Genomic DNA, 16,530 nt, shown 5'->3' with positions numbered 1-16,530 from the left:
GGTACGGCTTGCCGTTCCCGTCACCCGGAACCGGCGTCGGGTCGGTGTCGCCTGAGGTCTGCGTGCCCGGGGTGGACGGTACGGGCTTCGGGTCGGCCGGTGCCGACTTGGCCGGGTGCGGGTGGCCGGCGGTGGCCGCCTGAGCGGCGATGCCGCCGCCCGCCACCAGGGCGAGACCGGCAGCCGACCCCAGCACCCAGGTGCGCAGGGAACGGTTCGACTTCTTGGGACGTATGTGCCGCATGGGAATCGACTCCAAAGAGTGGAGAGACAACACTGACGGTCGGACGCGCAAGGACCGGAAATCCCGTCCCTGTAAACGCCCTTCACCCCACCAGACGTGCGGCCCCGTCCGAGGTTGTCGCGGTCCCGAAAAAATTCTGCGGCCTTCGAAGGCCGACGGGGCCCTTCTCCCGGCTGTCGCCCGCGGCCCAAGAACCAACCTGGGCCGCCCACCATCCCAGGTCGCCCCCGGTGACGGCACAGCCGGTGACGACGGTGTCCTCAGCGAGCGTGGAACGGGTCGGCCAGGACGGCGTCAAGGGCTCGTTGGCGGCCGCGACCCGAACGGGTATACGAGGACCGCGGGATGTCTGGGAGGGGTGGGCCGGCTTCGTCGCACCCGAGCGTGCGATGTACACCATCGCCAATCGCAAGGTGATCCGGCGTCTGCCCAAAAAGGGCCGCATGCCGATGCTGCCGCTCTCCGAGCTAATGGAGGATCTCCCCGAACCGCAACGCGGTTACGTGCGGAAGCGAACCGGCCCCAGGGCGGGACGGAGCACCGCACTCATCCGCCCTGGGGCACCGACGCGCTACCCGGACCGATCGTCCTCGCACCGGAACACGCCGGTAACGCACATGGACCCGCGGGATGCCGGGCTGAGCGCCCTGATGGCCGGGAAGTCCCTCGGAACAGTGGCTTCGCCACCTGGCCGTCGGCGTCGCCGCACGAGCCGCTGAAAAGCCCCGGACCGCGCAGCCCTGAGGATGCGCGGGTCAGGAGGGGTTCGGTCAGAGGTACTTCTTGTAGAACGGGATCAGGTGGTCCAGGGCGATCTTGACCGGCTCGGGCTGGTCGTACAGGTCGTAGTGGGAGTAGCCCTCGGCGACGACCAGTTCCTTGTCCTTGGAGGCCGCGCGGCGGTAGATCTCCAGGCCGTCCCGGTAGGCGCCGAAGGCTCCGGGCTTGTCGCCGACCACTACGCACAGGGGGCGGGTGAGGAGGACCTCGGCGCGGTTGAAGGCGTCCCAGCCGACCGCGTTGGCCTGGCGGGAGAACAGCGACTCGGTGCGGCCGCCGGGCTTCTCGCCGCGATCGGTGCGGTAGTACTCGGTCGCCTCGAAGAGGTCCAGCTCGGTCAGGCCCTGCTCCTCGGCCGCCTCGGGAGAGGCGGGCAGGTACTGGTTGACGCGCGGCTCCCCGCCCCGCGCCTCAGCGGTGCGCTGCTCGGCGATGGCGTCGAGCGTGGCGATGGGGTCGTAGCCGCTGAACGCCTCGTGCATCAGGCGCCCGAAGTTCACGCCGGTCACACTGCCGACGGCCTTGATGCGGCGGTCGGTCATCGTGGCGTTGATGGCGTACGCGCCACCGCCGCACACCCCGATGACCCCGATACGGTCGGCGTCCACGTACGGCTGGGTCACCAGGAAGTCGATGACGTAGCTGATGTCCTCGACCCGGAACGTCGGGTCCTCGATCGACCTGGGCTCCCCGCCGCTCGCGCCCTGGAAGCTGGCGTCGAAGGCGACGACCACGAAGCCCTGTTCGGCCAGCGCCTTGCCGTAGACGTTCCCCGAGGTCTGCTCCTTGCACGAGCCGATGGGGTGGACGCTCACGATCGCGGGATAGGTCCGGCTCGCGTCGAAGCCGGACGGGAAGTGAATGTCAGCGGCCAGGTTCCAAACCAGCGCCTTGATCTCGACGTGCTCGATGTTCTCACTCACGGGTACAACTCCTCCTCGAAGAGGTGGTCGACATGGGGTTCGAACCGGTCGCGGGTGGTCGTCGCGTCCAGGGGGCGGCAACTGGCGCCTCACGCCGGTTCCTCCATGCTTGCGCAGGAAAAAGCGTTCCGCGGCACCTGATCGGGGTGGGGCTTACAGGGGGGACTGGCAACCCCTCCTTGCCGGGGACTCGCCACCTCGCGCGTTGGGGCGCACCTGTTCACATGGTGCGCAGCGCGGCCAGGCCGGCGGTCACGCTGGGGTTCGCCGTCCGGGGAAGGTCGGCGTTGTCGTCCACGGCGTCGAGGCGCCTGGCACGTCCGGCCGAAGCCAGGCGAACAGTGCGCCGGAGTCCGTGATCGTGGCGCTGGGGCCGGGGCCGGGGAAGACCTGGGAGGTCTTGCCTACCGCGTCGACATGAAGCAGCGTCGACGTGCTTGCCTCCGGGCCGTGTCCAGCCGGCCGGACGATCGGTGTACGGGGCGGCACTCGCGCGCAGCAGCCGTTACGAACGGCGCTTCCAGTCCAGGGCGTGGCCGTCCTCAGGGAAGGTGCGGCGTGCCCGCCGCCGATGCGACCGGTTCCGTGGCCGCCCAGCTCGCCAGCAGCGTCAGCGCCTCGTAGGAGGGTGAGCCGGGTTCGGCGGTGTAGCCGATGACGGAGAGTCCGGTGGCGCCGGCCGCGTCGAGGGCTTCGAAGCGCAGGGTGAGGTCGCCGACGGCCGGGTGCCGGAATTCCTTGGTGCCGCTGCGGTGTGCCCGTACATCGTGCGCGGCCCAGCGGGTGCGGAACTCCCCGCTACGGGTGGCGAGTTCACCCACCAGTTGGGTGATGGCCCTGGCGTACGGCGCCTTCGCGGCGGCGACCCTCAGCAGGGCGACGGCGTCGTCGGCGGCCTTCTCCCAGGCCGGGAAGGTCTCCTCGGCCCGGTCGGCGAGGAAGATGAACCGGGCCAGGTTCGGCGGCTCCGGCTGGTGCTCGTAGACGGCCCCGTACAGGGCGCGGCCGAGCGCATTGGCGGCGACGATGTCGAGATGGGCGTTCTGCACGATGGCGGGCGCGGTGACCATGGTGTCGATGAGTGCCTGGAGCGCCTCGGGGACCTGGCGGCGGGGGGCGCGGGTCTGCTTCCGGCCGGTCTTGCCGGCGGCGCGGGCGAGGTCGAAGAGGTGGGCGGTCTCCACGTCGTCCAGCCGCAGGGCGCCCGCGATGGCGTGGAGGACCTCCTCGGAGACGCCGGCGACCTGGCCGCGTTCGATCTGGACGTAGTACTCGGCGCTCACCCCGGCCAGCAGGGCGACCTCCTCGCGGCGCAGGCCGGGCACCCGACGGCGGCCCGCCACGGGAAGTCCCACCTGGTCGGGGGTGATCTTCGCGCGGCGGGTGGTCAGGAAGTCCTTGATCTCCTTGGCGGTCTCCATGCTTCGAGGCTAAGCCCGGTCCGCTCCGTTATGGAGGGGCTGCCAGTACCCCCGACGAGCGGCATCTGCCACGCCCGCGCGAGAGACCCCAGAGTGAACGTGTCGCCGGGATTCACCGGACGACCGCATCAGTCCTGCGAGTACTTGGAGCATCCCGTGGAAGCCGTCACCTTCCCCAATGGCCCGATCGCCATGGCGGGCAACCTCTACCTCCCGGCCGGTTTCGACCCCGAGGGCAACTACCCGGCCGTCGTCACCGTCCACCCCGGCGGCGGCGTCAAGGAGCAGACCGCCGGCCTCTACGCGGCCAAGCTGGCCGAGCAGGGCTTCGTCGCTCTCGCCTTCGACGCCTCCTTCCAGGGCGACAGCGGCGGCGAGCCACACCACCTGGAGGACCCCTACGCCCGCGTCGAGGACGTCCGCGCGGCCGTCGACCACCTCCAGTCCCTGCCCTACGTCGACCCCGAGCGCATCGGCGCCCTCGGCGTCTGCGCCGGCGGCGGCTACGCGGTCAACGCCGCGCTGACCGACTACCGCATCAAGGCCCTCACCACCGTCAGCGCCGTCAACATCGGCACCTCCTTCCGCCGCGGCTGGAACGGCACCGACTCCGACGCCGCCGCCGTGCCCACCCTCCAGGCCCTCGCCCAGCAGCGCACCGCCGAGTCCGCGCACGGCGCCGAGCCCGCCTACCTCCCCTACGTCCCGGCCGAGCCGGACGAGAACACCCCGCGCGACCTGGTCGAGGCACACGACTACTACCTCACCCCGCGCGCCCAGCACCCCAACGCCAAGAACAAGTTCCTCTTCACCAAGAGCGTCTCGCGGATCTTCACCTTCGACGCCTTCCACATGGTCGAAGACCTCCTCACCCAGCCGATCCTGATCGTCGCGGGCAGCGACGCCGGCTCCCTGTGGATGTCCACCGAGCTCCACGGCCGCGCCCGCAGCCCCAAGGCCCTCCGCGTCATCGAGGGCGGCACCCACATGGACTTCTACGACGTCCCCAAGTACGTGGACCAGGCCGTCGCGGAAGCCGTGCCCTTCTTCACCGAGCACCTGGCCGCCGCGCAGGACTGAGCCCATACCCGTGGCACACCCTGAGGTCCGCCGGTCCGGGACCGGCGGACCTCGGGCCGAACCTCAACACGAATGTTTCTCACCAGTCCGAGGGGTTCACCATGACGACAACACCACACTGGCGCATTGCCTTGATCGGCGCCGGAGCGGTCGGCAGCACCATCGCGCTGAGGCTCGCCGAGTCCGGTCACGAGGCCACCATGGCGGTGCGCGACGCGCGGCGACGCGGCGGCGGGGGGCCCTGGAGCGCGTGACGGGCTGCGCGGCGGCGCCGTCGAGCGCGCTGATGTCCAGGTGACCGCTTCTCTCGACGCCGATGACGACCTGGTGATCGTGCCGGTCCCGTGCCACCAGATCGACAGCCTCGTCCCGACCCTGGCGGCGAACGGCTCGGCTCGAATCATGTTCATGTTCCACAACGCCTCGGCCATCCCGGTCGTCGGCCTCGGCTACGTCCGGCTCGGCCAGCCCGCGACCACCCTGTCCGGGGGAGAGGCCCCGCGCCTCAAGCGCGCCAGCGAGCTGCAGAAACGCGCCACCGGACACGGCGTCCACGTCCTCGACGAACCCACGACCGGCCTCCACTTCGAGGACATCGGCAAACTCCTGAAGGTCCTCAACGGACTGGTCGACAAGGGCAACACCGTCATCGTCATCGAGCACAACCCCGACGTGATCAAGACCGCCGACTGGATCATCGACCTGGGCCCGGAGGGCGGCGCGGACGGCAGCCTCGTGGTCGCCGAGGGCACGCCCGAGGAAGTCGCGGCGGTCCCGGCCAGCCACACCGGCAAGTCCTTGCACGAGATCCTCGCCTCGGCCGCGTGAGCGCCGCGTCGACGGCCAGGGCTCGCCCCACGGAATTCCGGCAAACGGCCGCCAACATGGCGGCGGCCGAGGAAACACGGCACAGACGCCAGCTGGTCAGGTCGCGGCCCACGGCGAGCGTCGGACTGGTCCTGTCGCCCCGCGACGTCACTCGGAGTGCACGACCGGCTGGAAGATGGAAGTCGCCAGCGCGAGACCAACCACGGTTCCGAGCACCTGCACACCGATGAAGCCAGGGACCGAGCCAGGCTGGATGCCGTCGAAGGTGTCGCTGAAGGAGCGACCGACCGTTACCGCAGGGTTGGCAAAGCACGTGGACGCGGTGAACCAGAAACCGGCGCCGACGTACGCGGCGACCGCGACGGGAGCGAAGCGGATGCGGTGGCTCTGGGCCAGGCCGGAGATCAGCAAGATCAGCCCGGCCGTGGCGACGCCCTCGCTCAGCAGCACGTGTCCCGGAGAACGGTCGTGTGTGAACCACTTGACCAGCGGCTGAGCGAACATCGCGTTGGCAAGGATCGCGCCGACGATCGCCCCGGTGATCTGCGACGAGACGTAGACGACGCCCTCGCGGGTGGTGACTCCGTCGCCCCCGCGTCTGGCGGTCCACCACGCGGCCAGGGTGATGGCCGGGTTGAAGTGCGCGCCGGAGATCGGGCCAAGTAGCACGATGAGGATGCCCAGACCGAAGACGGTGGCCAGCGAGTTGGCAAGCAGTTGAATGCCGACGTCCCTGGTCAGCTCGGTGGCCTGAATACCGGAGCCGATGATGATCGCGGCGAAGAGGGCAGTGCCGAGCAGTTCGGCCGCGGCCCTCACCGCGAGCGGCTTGTGAGGAGGCGCGGGGCGCGGCTCGTGGTACGGCGTTGCGGAGGCTATGTCGAACTCCCGGCTGTGCGTGGCGGCCTGTCCAACAGTAGGTCTCGCTACCCGCGAACGGCGGGCGCAACGCGGCTGCGGCCGGGTGCCAAGAAACCAGAGACTCGGGCGGTACGACCGTCGCTACCGTCGAGCACCCCCTGCGGGCGCGGGGACGACACCGGGGTGATCGCGACGGCGCACGAGTCCATGGAGCGACCCCCCGTGCTCGCGGGAATCGTTCCTCTCCCTCAGGTTGCTCAGAGGTCGTTTCATCCTGTTGTTTCATCGCGGGATACGGATTTGATCCGGTGATGTCTGGTCGCGCCAGGAGGCGGTGGCAGACAGCAGGGCTGTCGGTCACTTGACGTGCGCGGCAATGGTCCGTGCGCACTCCATCGCCTCCGCGTGTGTGGTGTCCACCTCCAGGTCATAGGCCACGCCCTGGTGGACCACTTCCGCCTGGGATGCAGCCATCCCGATCGTCCGATCGCCTCGTGCGACCTCACGGCCTGCGGCCACCGCCGCGTCACACCGGACGCCCACCCACAACACCCGCAGTTCGCCCAGGGCTTTCCGCCATCGCTGCTGTGAGTACGCTCCGCCGAGGAAGACCTCGTCGACGATGACCCGTGCGCCTGCACGGGCCATCGCGGCGACCCCCTCGATCCATGCCGCTTCCAGCGTCCGGAACTCAGGGCCGACGACCACCTCTCCGTCCGGAGCGAACCCGATCCCGCCATCCGACGCCCGCATGGACGCCGGCATCGCCTCAACCAGCGTGTCTGTCCCGAGGGCCAGCCACGATCCCGGCAGGACTGCCTGCAGACACCGAACGATCCCGGATTTCCCCGAGCTGGAACCACCGTTGACAACGATCACCTGAGTTATCACCGCGCCACGGTAGAGGCGCCCGGGCAACGCTCGAAACGGATTTCCGTGGACCCGGCAGCGCCTGCCACGACCCGGCGAACGTTCCCGGTCAGAGCACCGGGGAGAAGAACCCCGGCCCAAGGGAATCAAAGCTCCTGGGCAGGGAAATCCTGCCGGACTCCGTACCGAAGGAGCCGATAAAAGACCCTCCGAGGGGCTGCTCAGGTGGCCTGCGGATTCAGACCTTGAGGGCCGGGGCGTTCCTTGCGAGGCGGCCCGTCCAAAGAACGGATCACGCGGTCATGCTCAGCACCGGAACACCGGCTCAACATCTCCACGATCCTGCCGATCTCACCCTCGCTCGCTGTCACACGTCACCCGCGTAGTCGAGATCGTCGCTCCGCTCCTCAGCGGCAGCCGACGCCACTGGCCGCGGCTGACGCCACGGGTGAGCGATCGGGTGGGACACGGACCGCCACCACGGGTCCGCGGGAAGCTGCCCGGCCGGCTCGAAAGGCTCACCAGGCCGGGGAGAAGCAACGGCCTGCCCGACCTCCTCAGCCGCGTCCCTGGTCCACTCCCCCGGCTCCGCCCAGGCGTGGAAAGCCAGGTTGAACGTCCCCCAGTGGATCGGCAGCAACACGCCATGCGGACCACCTCCCTGCAGGTCAAGGTGCGCACGCACACCCTCGGCAGGCGACATGTGGATGTCCGGCCACGCCCCGGGAAGCGGCGTACGCTCCGGGTGGTCCTTGGGCCAGTAGGAGCTGTAGGCGCCGATCTGGATCATGGTGAGGTCGAAGGGGCCGTAGGCGGTGCCGATGTCCTGGAAGCCCTCGAAGTAGCCGGTGTCGCCGCTGTGGTAGACGCGGTGTTCCGCGCCGGCGACCACCCAGGAGGCCCAGAGCGTGTGCTGGGTGTTGCGCAGGCCGCGGCCGCAGAAGTGACGGGCCGGGGTGGCGGTCAGGGTGAGGCCGCCGACCTTGGCCGACTCGTGCCAGTCCAGCTCGCGCAGGCGGTCCGGGGAGACCCCCCAGTGTTCGAGGTGGGCGCCCACCCCCAGGGGGACCGCGAACAGGGTGTCCGTGCCGGCCAGCGCCTTGATCGTGGGCATGTCGAGGTGGTCGTAGTGGTCGTGGGAGATGACCACGACGTCCACCGGACCGAGCGCGGCCAGCGGCAGCGGGACGGGGTGCAGCCGGCGCGGGCCCGCGAAGGGGAACGGCGAGCAGCGCTCGCCCCAGACCGGGTCGAACAGCACGCGGTGACCGTCGATCTCCACCAGCACGCTGGAGTGGCCCATCCACGTCACCCGCAGCCCCGTGGCCGGGGGCGCCGCCAGGTCGGCCAGGGTGGTGGGGTGCACCGGGATCGTCCCCTTCGGGGAGCGCGCGGGGCGGGTGTCCTTGTCGAAGAAGGCCTTCGCCAGGTCCAGCGCGGAGGCCGAGGGCCGCGTGCCGGCCGTACCGCCCGGGTTCTGGAAGACGCCGTCCTTGAAGTGGGGCGACCGGCGAATGCGCGCCAGGCGCTCACCGCTCGGTTCCGCGCCGAAGGCCGCGGGCTGGAGAGCACGGAGCCCTTGGCTCGGGGAACGCAGGCCGGTCACGGTACCTCCAGGTGGCGGCGTCTTTGTGGTGCCTCATTATGGGCGGCACCCCCGGCGCACGGGTTTGCCGGGGGCTGAGTGACTCAGCCGGGACAGAGCAACGTCCGGTACGGCGTCGCTATTCCCGTCCCGGCAACGGACATCCCGGCAGAGGAGCACCCCCTTGACCACCCCCGCCCCCTTGATCTCCCTCACCTGGACCGACCACGTCACCGGCCGCCGCGGCTTCCTCGTCGTCGACCGGCTCGTGCGGGGTGTGGCCAGCGGGGGCCTGCGGATGCGGGACGGGTGCACGCTGGAGGAGGTCGCCGGGCTCGCCCGCGGCATGACGATGAAGGAGGCCCTGCACTACGACCCCGCGAGCCGGTACGTCCCCCTCGGCGGGGCGAAGGGCGGTATCGACTGCGATCCGCGCGACCCGGAGGCGTACGGCCTGCTCGTGCGGTATCTGCGCGCCATGCGGCCGTACGTCGAGAGCTGCTGGACGACCGGCGAGGACCTCGGGCTCACCCAGGACCTGGTGGACCGTGCGGCGGCGGAGGCGGGGCTCGTGTCCTCGGTGCAGGCCGTGTATCCGCTGCTGGACGACGAACCCGCCGCCCGCGCACGGCTCGCGGCCGCCTTCGCGGTGGAGGTGGACGGGATCGGTCTCGACGAACTGGTGGGCGGCCGGGGAGTGGCCGAGGCGTGTCTGACCGCGCTGGACCGGACCGGAACTCCCCGGCGCGGTACGCGCGTCGCCCTTCAGGGGCTGGGCACCATGGGCGGCGCCACCGCCCGATTCCTCGCGCGGGCGGGGCTGACCGTCGTGGCGGTGGCGGACGTCAAGGGGACGATCGCCAACCCGTCGGGGCTCGACGTGGAGGCACTGCTGGCGGCGCGGGACGCCCACGGGACCGTCGACCGGGCCGTGTTGCGGGCCGGCGACCGCGAACTGCCGGGTGACGCCTGGCTGTCGGCCGACGCCGAGGTGCTGGTGCCCGCGGCCGTGTCGTACGCCATCGACACCGTCAACCAGGATCGTGTCCGGGCGCGTTGGATCGTGGAGGCGGCCAACATGCCCGTGCTGCCGGAGGCGGAGGCCGCGCTCACCGCGCGCGGGGTGTGCGTCCTGCCCGACGTGGTGGTCAACTCCGGGACGAACGCCTGGTGGTGGTGGACCCTGTTCGGCGACATCGGCCCCGACCCCGAGGAGGCGTTCGCGCATCTGTGCCGGTCGATGCGGGCGCTGACGGGGCTGATGCTGGACCGCGCGGCGGCGGACGGTACGACTCCGCGCGCCGCCGCCCACGCCCTGGTGGCCGACCGGCTGCCGGTGATCGCGGAGCGGTACGGCTGGTATCGCTGACCGGGGTGTGTACGGCACCCATGTGGCCGTCACCAATCTGACCGGCGCCCATGTGCCCGGCACCTATGTGTGCCGGCCACATGTGAACTCGGACCGTCCCCGCCTTGGGCTCACGCCACCGAGGCGATCCGCATCCTGATGTCCTCCGGCGACAGCACACCCTTCGCCGTCACGTGGTCCCCGGAGGACTCCCCCCGCAGCCTGCGCCCGATCCACGGCACGAGGTGCTGCCGGGCCCAGTGGACGTCGTCGCGCCGGACCTCGAGGGTGCCCCGGGGCGGGAGCGGCGGCCAGGACTGCTCCGGGTCGGCCGGGATCCTCACTCCGAGGGCCTGGCCGGCGCGCAGGGCGACCCGGGTGTGGCCCTCGGGCGAGAGGTGCAGCCGGTCGTCGTCCCATGCCCTGCGGTCCTGCACGGACTTGAGGGACCACAGGTCGAGCACGGGGCAGTCGTACCGGTCGGCGATGGCGCGGACGTGCCCGTTGTAGGTCGCGATCTTGCCGCGCAGATGCTTGAGCAGCGGCACCCTTCGCGTGTCGAAGCCGGTCGCCACCAGCACGGTGCCCGCCGAGGCGGCGAGCTGGGCGACCGCCTGCTCGAACCGCTCGGCCACGCCGTCCGGGTCGGTGCCGGGGCGGATGATGTCGTTGCCGCCGGCGCAGATGGACACAAGGTCCGGGGCGAGCCGGGCGGCCTTGGGCACCTGGTCCGCCGCGATCTGGTCGAGCAGCTTTCCGCGCACCGCGAGGTTGGTGTACGTGAAGTCGCCTTCGGGCCGCCGGTCGGCGAGGAGTACCGCGAGCCGGTCGGCCCAGCCCACGAACGCCCCGTCGGGGCCGGGGTCGCCGACACCCTCGGTGAAGCTGTCCCCCACCGCCACGTACGACCCGATCATCGATGTGTTGTCACTCTTCGAATCGTCTGCCACATCGCGCCATGATTCACCTTCGGATGTGACTTACGCGACCGTAGGAAGGGGTTGACGAACGGTGAGATAAGCCACTCTTAAAGAGTTTGCCAATCGCGGAATAGGCGTCGCCGATCAGAATCCGGGCGGAAAAGCGGTCGGAAAGCCCCTGCGAAAGCCTCGCTGAAACCCCGTGGGAAAGCGGTGCCGAAAGGGGTGTTCCCGCAGCTCCGCCGCCTGGGCGTTCGCGGACCCGGGCGGCGCGCAGGCGATGTCGTATCGTCGACGCAGCGCCCGCCGCCGAGCCGCGTGGCGGGGCCGACCTGGAGGAGCACCCGTGACGCAGCAGGTCCCGTCGACCGAGCCCGAACTGGCCGCCGTGCGCAATTTCCGCGATGTGGGCGGACTGCCGACCGCGGACGGACGGCGCGTGCGACAGGGAGTGCTGTTCCGCAGCGGTCATCTCGCCCATGCGACGGACGAGGACGCGGCTTTTCTCGCCTCGCTGGGTCTGCACACGGTGTTCGACTTCCGCAACGCGGCCGACCGCCGCCTGGAAGGCCCGGACGTGGAACTGCCGGGTGTGCGGAACGTGAACCTTCCGCTGAGCGACCCGGCCGACGGTGCCGAGTTCTGGAAGCTGGTGCGGGACGGGAATCTGGACCAGTTGCGCGGCATTCTCGCGGGCGGCAAGGGCGCGGACCGCATGATCGCCTCGTACCGGAAGATCGTCACGGAGCGCACCGCCGAGCACTCGCGGGTGCTGCACGCGCTGGCCGAGGACAGCGTGCCCGCGCTGATGCACTGCGCGGCGGGCAAGGACCGGGCCGGGATCTCGATCGCGGTGACCCTCCTCGCGGTGGGCGTCGAGCGCGACGCGATCATCGGCGACTATCTGATGTCCAACGCCAAGCACCGCCGCTACAAGGTCCGCCGCAGCGGCAGCCCCGACACCGCGTACACCCCCGAGGTCATGGAGCTGCTGAGCCCGCTCTTCGATGCCCGCGCCGAGTACCTCGCGGCCGCCTTCGACAGCATCGAGGAGACCTGGGGCGACGTGGACGCCTATCTGGAGCGCGGCCTGAAGCTGGCCGACGGGACGCGCGAGCGGCTGCGCGCCCGCCTGGTCGACTGAGCGAGCGGCCACCCGCGCCCCGGACACGCGTCGCCGGATCGGCCCCGCTCATCTCACCCCTTCGCCCCCAGCGAGAACAGCAGGAACAGGAACGCGGCGAGCACGTGCCCGAGGGCGACGTACACCACCAGCCGCACCCACAGCGAGCGCGGGAGCTTCTCCTCGTAGTCACTCATGACGACCCTCCGGTCGGGTTCCCCAGGCACAACGCGGCCGTGGGGCTCTGGAGCAGGGTGTGGACGAACAGCAGCTCGACCCCGCCCGGGTCCTCGGCGGTGAGCCGGTGCGGGGTGAGCGAATCGAAGTGGGCGCTGTCCCCGGGCGCGAGCAGATGGCTGGCGTCGCCGAGGCCGAGCCGGAGACGGCCCCTGAGGACGTACAGCCACTCCTCGCCGGGGTGGACGCGCGGGATGTCGGGCCGGGCGCGGTACGGGATCTGCACACGCAGCGCCTGCATTCCGCGCCCGGAGGAGCCGGCCTGGAAGTAGGTCCAGCCGGCCGCGCTCGTCGGCTCCATGTCGGCGGCGCGGATGATCGCGTCCCGGTCGGCGGTGGTCTCGCCGAGAAGTTCGGAGACAGTCGTACCGTAGATACGGGCGAGCGCGAGCAGCATCGGCAGCGAGGGCTGCCGCTGCCCGGTCTCCAGCCGGGAGAGGTGGGCCGGGGAGAGTCCGGCGGAGCCGGCCGCGGCCTCCAGGGTGAGCCCGGCGCGACGGCGCAGGGCCCGCAGTTGCGGCGCCACGGCGGGCAGGTCGTTCCCCTGGCCCGCCGGTGGCACGGCGTCTGAGGCGTTCATGCCTCCATTGAGCCGCACTTTTGCCTGTGCGGCAATTTTCTTGCCTCAGAGGCAAAACGGCCCGAGCTGCGCGTCTCAGTGCAGCGTCGCCGTCCCGAGCCTCATCGCGGCGTCACCGCCCCCAGGCTCGGCGCGGCGTCACCGTCCCGCCACCGCCTGCTTGATCAGGGTCCGCCCGAAGTCCCACATCAGCCCACCCCCGCTGTGCGCGTCGTCCATGACCGCCGTGAACGCCTCCACGAACCGCTCCACGTCCGCCTCGTCGATCACCAGCGGCGGAATCAGCTTGATCACCTCCAGGTGGTCGCCGGAGACCTGGGTGAGGATGCGGTGCCGTTGCAGCAGCGGCACGACGACCATCTGCGCGAAGAGCCCCTTGCGGGCGGCCTGGAGCATGGTCCAGCGGCCACGCAGCTTGAGCGAGTCGGGCCGCCCGAACTCGATGCCGATCATGAGCCCTCGCCCGCGCACGTCGGCCAGCAGTTCGTAGGTGTCGGTCAGCGCGGCGAGCCGGGACTTCAGCAGCTCGCCCACGGTGCGGGCGCGGGCGACGATCTGCTCGTCCTCCATGACGGAGAGCACGGCGAGCCCGGCGGCCATGGCCTGGGCGTTGGAGCCGAAGCTCGCGGAGTGCACCAGGACGCGGTCCATGGAGGAGTAGACCTTCTTGAAGATCCAGTCCTTGCCGAGGGTGGCGCTCACCGGCACATACCCGCCGGAGAGTGCCTTGGCCACGCAGACCAGGTCCGGCTCCACACCGTCCTCGTGCTGGTAGGCGTAGAAGTCGCCCGTGCGGCCGAGGCCGGTCTGCACCTCGTCCGCGATGAGCATCGCCTTGTGCTTGTGCAGGAGTTCCTGCGCGGCTCGCAGATAGCCGGGCGGCGCCTCGTGCACACCCTTGCCCTGGATCGGCTCCACGACGAGGGCGGCCACGTCGCCCTTCTTCAGCTCCCGCTCCAGCGCGTCCAGGTCGCCGAGGGGTACGGCGGTGTCGGGCAGCAGCGGGGCGAAGCCCTCGCGGAAGCCGCGCTCGCCGTTGACGGAGAGGGAGCCGGTGGTGAGGCCGTGGAAGGCATGGTCGCAGTAGAGGATGCGGGGGCGCCCGGTGGCGTAGCGGGCGAACTTGAGAGCGGTCTCGACGGCCTCGGTGCCGCTGTTGCCGAAGAACACCCGGTCCAGGTGCGGGCTGTGCACGAGGAGCCGCTGAGCGAGGAGGCCGGGCAGGGGCTGGCAGTCGAAGCGGGTGAGGTCCGCGAGGTCGAGGTCGAGCACGTCGTGCAGTGCCTTGCGGACGACCGGGTGGTGGCGGCCGAGACCCATCACGCCGAACCCGGCGAGCATGTCGAGGTAGTCGTTGCCTTCGGCGTCGTAGAAGTGGGCGCCCTCGGCCCTCTCGTAGACCTTGTCGAAGCCGATGGTGTGCAACATGCGCGGCAGCTGGGGATTGAGATACCGGGCGTGCAGGTCGTACCGTTCGGCTCCGCGCTCGGCGAGAAGGGCGCCGAGATCGAACTCCGTGCTCATTCAGCTCTCCTGTTTCTCCTGGCCCGGACGCCGGTGTACGTCGTACGCGGCCAGGCTCCCGCTGATCCGTCCCGCGATCTCGACGGGGGTGAGCCCGATGTCCGCCAGCACCTCGGACCGCTTGGCGTGGGCGAGGAACTGCTCCGGAATGCCGAACCGGCGTACGGGCACGTCCACGTCGGCGTCCCCGAGTGCGAGCGCCACCGCCGAACCCACCCCGGCGGAGCGGCTGTTGTCCTCGACGACGGCCACCAGCCGGTGCTCGGCGGCGAGTCGGGGCAGCGCCGGGTCGACGGGCTTGACCCAGCGGGGGTCGACCACCGTGCAGCCGATCCCTCGTGCCGTGAGCAGGTTCGCCGCCTGGAGGCAGACGGAGGCCATCACGCCGACGGCGACCAGCAGGACCTGGGGCTGTTCGTCGCGGTGGAGGACGTCCATGCCGCCCACCTGGCCGACCGCCGGGATCTCGGGTCCGGCGGACTCCTTGGGGAAGCGGACCAGCGTGGGCGCGTCGTCCACGGCGACGGCTTCGCGCAACTGCGAACGGAGTTGGGCGGCGTCGCGCGGGGCGGCGATGCGCAGTCCGGGGACGACCTGGAGGACGGACATGTCCCACATGCCGTTGTGCGAGGCGCCGTCCACACCCGTGACCCCGGCCCGGTCCAGGACGAAGGTCACCCCGCAGCGGTGCAGGGCGACGTCCATGAGGAGCTGGTCGAAGGCGCGATTGAGGAAGGTGGCGTAGACGGCGACGACGGGGTGCAGTCCGCCGGTGGCGAGTCCGGCGGCGGAGACGGCCGCGTGCTGTTCCGCGATGCCCACGTCCCACACCCGGTCGGGGAAGCGCTCGGCGAAGCGGCCGAGGCCGACGGGGTGGAGCATGGCCGCCGTTATGGCGACGACGTCCTCGCGCTCCTCGCCGATCCTGACGATCTCGTCCTCGAACACCGAGGTCCAGGAGGGCCCGTTGGAGGGGCTGAGCGGCGCGCAGGTGAGCGGGTCCATCACGCCGACGGTGTGGAAGTGGTCGGCCTCGTCCGCGAGGGCGGGCGCGTAGCCCCGGCCCTTCTCGGTGAGGCAGTGGACGAGGACCGGCCCGTGGAAGCGTTTCGCTCGGCGCAGCGCGGACTCGACGGCGCCGATGTCGTGGCCGTCGATGGGCCCGACGTACTTCAGGCCCAGGTCCTCGAACATGCCCTGGGGGGCGAAGGCGTCCTTGAAGCCCTTCTTGGCGCCGTGCAGTGCCTCGTAGACGTACTTGCCGACGATCGGGGTGCCCCGGATCACCTGCTTGCCCCAGGCGAGGGCCTGTTCGTAGCCGTCGGTGGTGCGCAGCGTGGCGAGATGGTTGGCGAGGCCGCCGATGGTGGGGGCGTAGGAGCGTTCGTTGTCGTTGACGACGATGATGAGCGGACGGTTCTTGGCGGCGGCGATGTTGTTCAGCGCCTCCCAGGCCATGCCGCCGGTGAGAGCGCCGTCCCCGATGACGGCGACCACATGGCCGCGCTCCCCCAGCACCTGGCGCGCCTTGGCGAGACCGTCGGCCCAGCCGAGGGCGGTGGAGGCGTGGCTGTTCTCGATGACGTCGTGCTCGGACTCCTCGCGCGAGGGATAGCCGGACAGTCCGCCCTTGCCGCGCAGCTTGGAGAAGTCCTGACGTCCCGTCAGAAGCTTGTGCACATAGCTCTGGTGACCGGTGTCCCACAGGATGCGGTCCACGGGCGACTCGAAGACCCGGTGCAGGGCGATGGAGAGTTCCACCACGCCCAGGTTGGGTCCGAGGTGCCCGCCGGTCCTGGACACCGCCTCCACCAGGAACTCCCGTACGTCGGCGGACAGTTCGCCGAGCTCTTCCCTCGTCAGCGCCTTCAGGTCACGTGGTCCCCGGATTCTTTCCAGAATCGTCACGCTGTCCCCCTCTCGGTCCGTGTGCCGTGTCTCGGCACGCCTGTCACGACTGCCCGGTGGTCTCCTCCGCCTCCTCCGCGAGCCGCATCGCCTCCTCGATGAGGGTTTCGACGATCTTGGATTCCGGGACGGTCTTGATGACCTCGCCCTTGACGAAGATCTGGCCCTTGCCGTTGCCGGAGGCGACACCGAGGTCGGCCTCACGCGCCTCGCCGGGACCGTTCACCACACAGCCCATGACCGCGACCCGGAGCGGAACCTCCATACCCGTCAGCCCCGCGGTGACCTCCTCCGCCAG

Annotated in this window: 15 protein-coding genes and 2 pseudogenes; 5 read left to right on the top strand and 12 right to left on the bottom strand. The window is 70.5% G+C overall.

Annotated features, from left to right (window positions below; genetic code table 11):
* From ACWEEU_RS25555 to ACWEEU_RS25545, 3 genes and pseudogenes are all read right to left on the bottom strand, one after another.
* Window positions 1–244, bottom strand: a pseudogene (locus tag ACWEEU_RS25555) (hypothetical protein); the annotation flags it as partial.
* Between the two features lie 770 nt (window positions 245–1,014).
* A complete protein-coding gene (locus tag ACWEEU_RS25550) occupies window positions 1,015–1,947 on the bottom strand; it encodes an alpha/beta hydrolase (RefSeq protein WP_451735188.1) in 933 nt (310 codons plus the stop codon).
* Between the two features lie 542 nt (window positions 1,948–2,489).
* Window positions 2,490–3,368, bottom strand: coding sequence for a helix-turn-helix domain-containing protein (locus ACWEEU_RS25545; protein WP_451735186.1), 879 nt, complete (start codon window positions 3,366–3,368; stop codon window positions 2,490–2,492).
* 156 nt (window positions 3,369–3,524) lie between these two features.
* On the opposite strand from ACWEEU_RS25545, the gene ACWEEU_RS25540 reads away from it, so the two are divergent.
* The 3 genes and pseudogenes from ACWEEU_RS25540 to ACWEEU_RS25530 all read left to right on the top strand — a co-directional run.
* Window positions 3,525–4,448 carry an alpha/beta hydrolase gene (locus ACWEEU_RS25540; RefSeq protein ID WP_451735184.1) on the top strand — a complete coding sequence of 308 codons (924 nt, stop codon included), beginning with the start codon at window positions 3,525–3,527 and terminating at the stop codon, window positions 4,446–4,448.
* Window positions 4,449–4,549: 101 nt separating this feature from the next.
* On the top strand, window positions 4,550–4,702 hold the full coding sequence (locus ACWEEU_RS25535) for a 2-dehydropantoate 2-reductase N-terminal domain-containing protein (RefSeq protein WP_451735182.1): 153 nt from the start codon (window positions 4,550–4,552) through the stop codon (window positions 4,700–4,702).
* Between the two features lie 184 nt (window positions 4,703–4,886).
* Window positions 4,887–5,506 (top strand): annotated as a pseudogene (locus ACWEEU_RS25530) (excinuclease ABC subunit UvrA); the annotation flags it as partial.
* Here ACWEEU_RS25530 and ACWEEU_RS25525 read toward each other — a convergent pair.
* The 3 genes from ACWEEU_RS25525 to ACWEEU_RS25515 all read right to left on the bottom strand — a co-directional run bounded on the left by ACWEEU_RS25525 (window position 5,424) and on the right by ACWEEU_RS25515 (window position 8,613).
* Window positions 5,424–6,155 (bottom strand): aquaporin, encoded by a 732-nt coding sequence (locus ACWEEU_RS25525; RefSeq protein WP_451735296.1) that lies wholly within the window; start codon window positions 6,153–6,155, stop codon window positions 5,424–5,426. The pseudogene ACWEEU_RS25530 and the gene ACWEEU_RS25525 overlap by 83 nt on opposite strands.
* 339 nt (window positions 6,156–6,494) lie before the next feature.
* On the bottom strand, window positions 6,495–7,028 hold the full coding sequence (cpt, locus tag ACWEEU_RS25520) for a chloramphenicol phosphotransferase CPT (RefSeq protein WP_385748921.1): 534 nt from the start codon (window positions 7,026–7,028) through the stop codon (window positions 6,495–6,497).
* Between the two features lie 346 nt (window positions 7,029–7,374).
* Complete coding sequence (locus ACWEEU_RS25515; RefSeq protein ID WP_385748918.1) at window positions 7,375–8,613, bottom strand: MBL fold metallo-hydrolase; 1,239 nt, start codon at window positions 8,611–8,613, stop codon at window positions 7,375–7,377.
* A gap of 163 nt (window positions 8,614–8,776) precedes the next feature.
* Between ACWEEU_RS25515 and ACWEEU_RS25510 the strand changes: the two genes are divergently transcribed.
* Entirely contained in the window at window positions 8,777–9,961 is a 1,185-nt protein-coding gene (locus ACWEEU_RS25510) for a Glu/Leu/Phe/Val dehydrogenase dimerization domain-containing protein (RefSeq protein ID WP_451735180.1), read from the top strand.
* A 110-nt stretch (window positions 9,962–10,071) separates the two neighbouring features.
* On the opposite strand, the gene ACWEEU_RS25505 is transcribed toward ACWEEU_RS25510, so the two are convergent.
* Window positions 10,072–10,857 (bottom strand): SGNH/GDSL hydrolase family protein, encoded by a 786-nt coding sequence (locus ACWEEU_RS25505; RefSeq protein WP_385748912.1) that lies wholly within the window; start codon window positions 10,855–10,857, stop codon window positions 10,072–10,074.
* A 349-nt stretch (window positions 10,858–11,206) separates the two neighbouring features.
* Here ACWEEU_RS25505 and ACWEEU_RS25500 point away from each other — a divergent pair, with 349 nt between their 5' ends.
* The gene (locus tag ACWEEU_RS25500) at window positions 11,207–12,004 is read left to right on the top strand and encodes a tyrosine-protein phosphatase (RefSeq protein ID WP_385748909.1); all 798 of its coding nucleotides are present in this window, start codon (window positions 11,207–11,209) and stop codon (window positions 12,002–12,004) included.
* A 53-nt stretch (window positions 12,005–12,057) separates the two neighbouring features.
* Here ACWEEU_RS25500 and ACWEEU_RS25495 read toward each other — a convergent pair whose 3' ends face one another.
* The 5 genes from ACWEEU_RS25495 to ACWEEU_RS25475 form a co-directional block, all read right to left on the bottom strand.
* Window positions 12,058–12,180, bottom strand: coding sequence for a DUF6126 family protein (locus tag ACWEEU_RS25495; protein ID WP_018546801.1), 123 nt, complete (start codon window positions 12,178–12,180; stop codon window positions 12,058–12,060).
* On the bottom strand, window positions 12,177–12,800 hold the full coding sequence (locus ACWEEU_RS25490; RefSeq protein ID WP_451735177.1) for a helix-turn-helix domain-containing protein: 624 nt from the start codon (window positions 12,798–12,800) through the stop codon (window positions 12,177–12,179). Before ACWEEU_RS25490 ends, ACWEEU_RS25495 begins: the two co-directional genes overlap by 4 nt.
* A gap of 138 nt (window positions 12,801–12,938) precedes the next feature.
* Window positions 12,939–14,324 carry an aspartate aminotransferase family protein gene (locus ACWEEU_RS25485; RefSeq protein WP_451735175.1) on the bottom strand — a complete coding sequence of 462 codons (1,386 nt, stop codon included), beginning with the start codon at window positions 14,322–14,324 and terminating at the stop codon, window positions 12,939–12,941.
* Window positions 14,325–16,232, bottom strand: a complete 1,908-nt coding sequence (gene dxs / locus ACWEEU_RS25480; protein WP_451735173.1) for a 1-deoxy-D-xylulose-5-phosphate synthase — start codon at window positions 16,230–16,232, stop codon at window positions 14,325–14,327.
* A gap of 43 nt (window positions 16,233–16,275) precedes the next feature.
* Window positions 16,276–16,530: flavodoxin-dependent (E)-4-hydroxy-3-methylbut-2-enyl-diphosphate synthase (locus ACWEEU_RS25475; protein ID WP_451735171.1), on the bottom strand; the 255-nt coding region annotated here is incomplete at its 5' end.

Source organism: Streptomyces sp. NPDC005004 (assembly GCF_053600675.1).
This window is presented reverse-complemented; position numbering and strand designations above follow the sequence as displayed.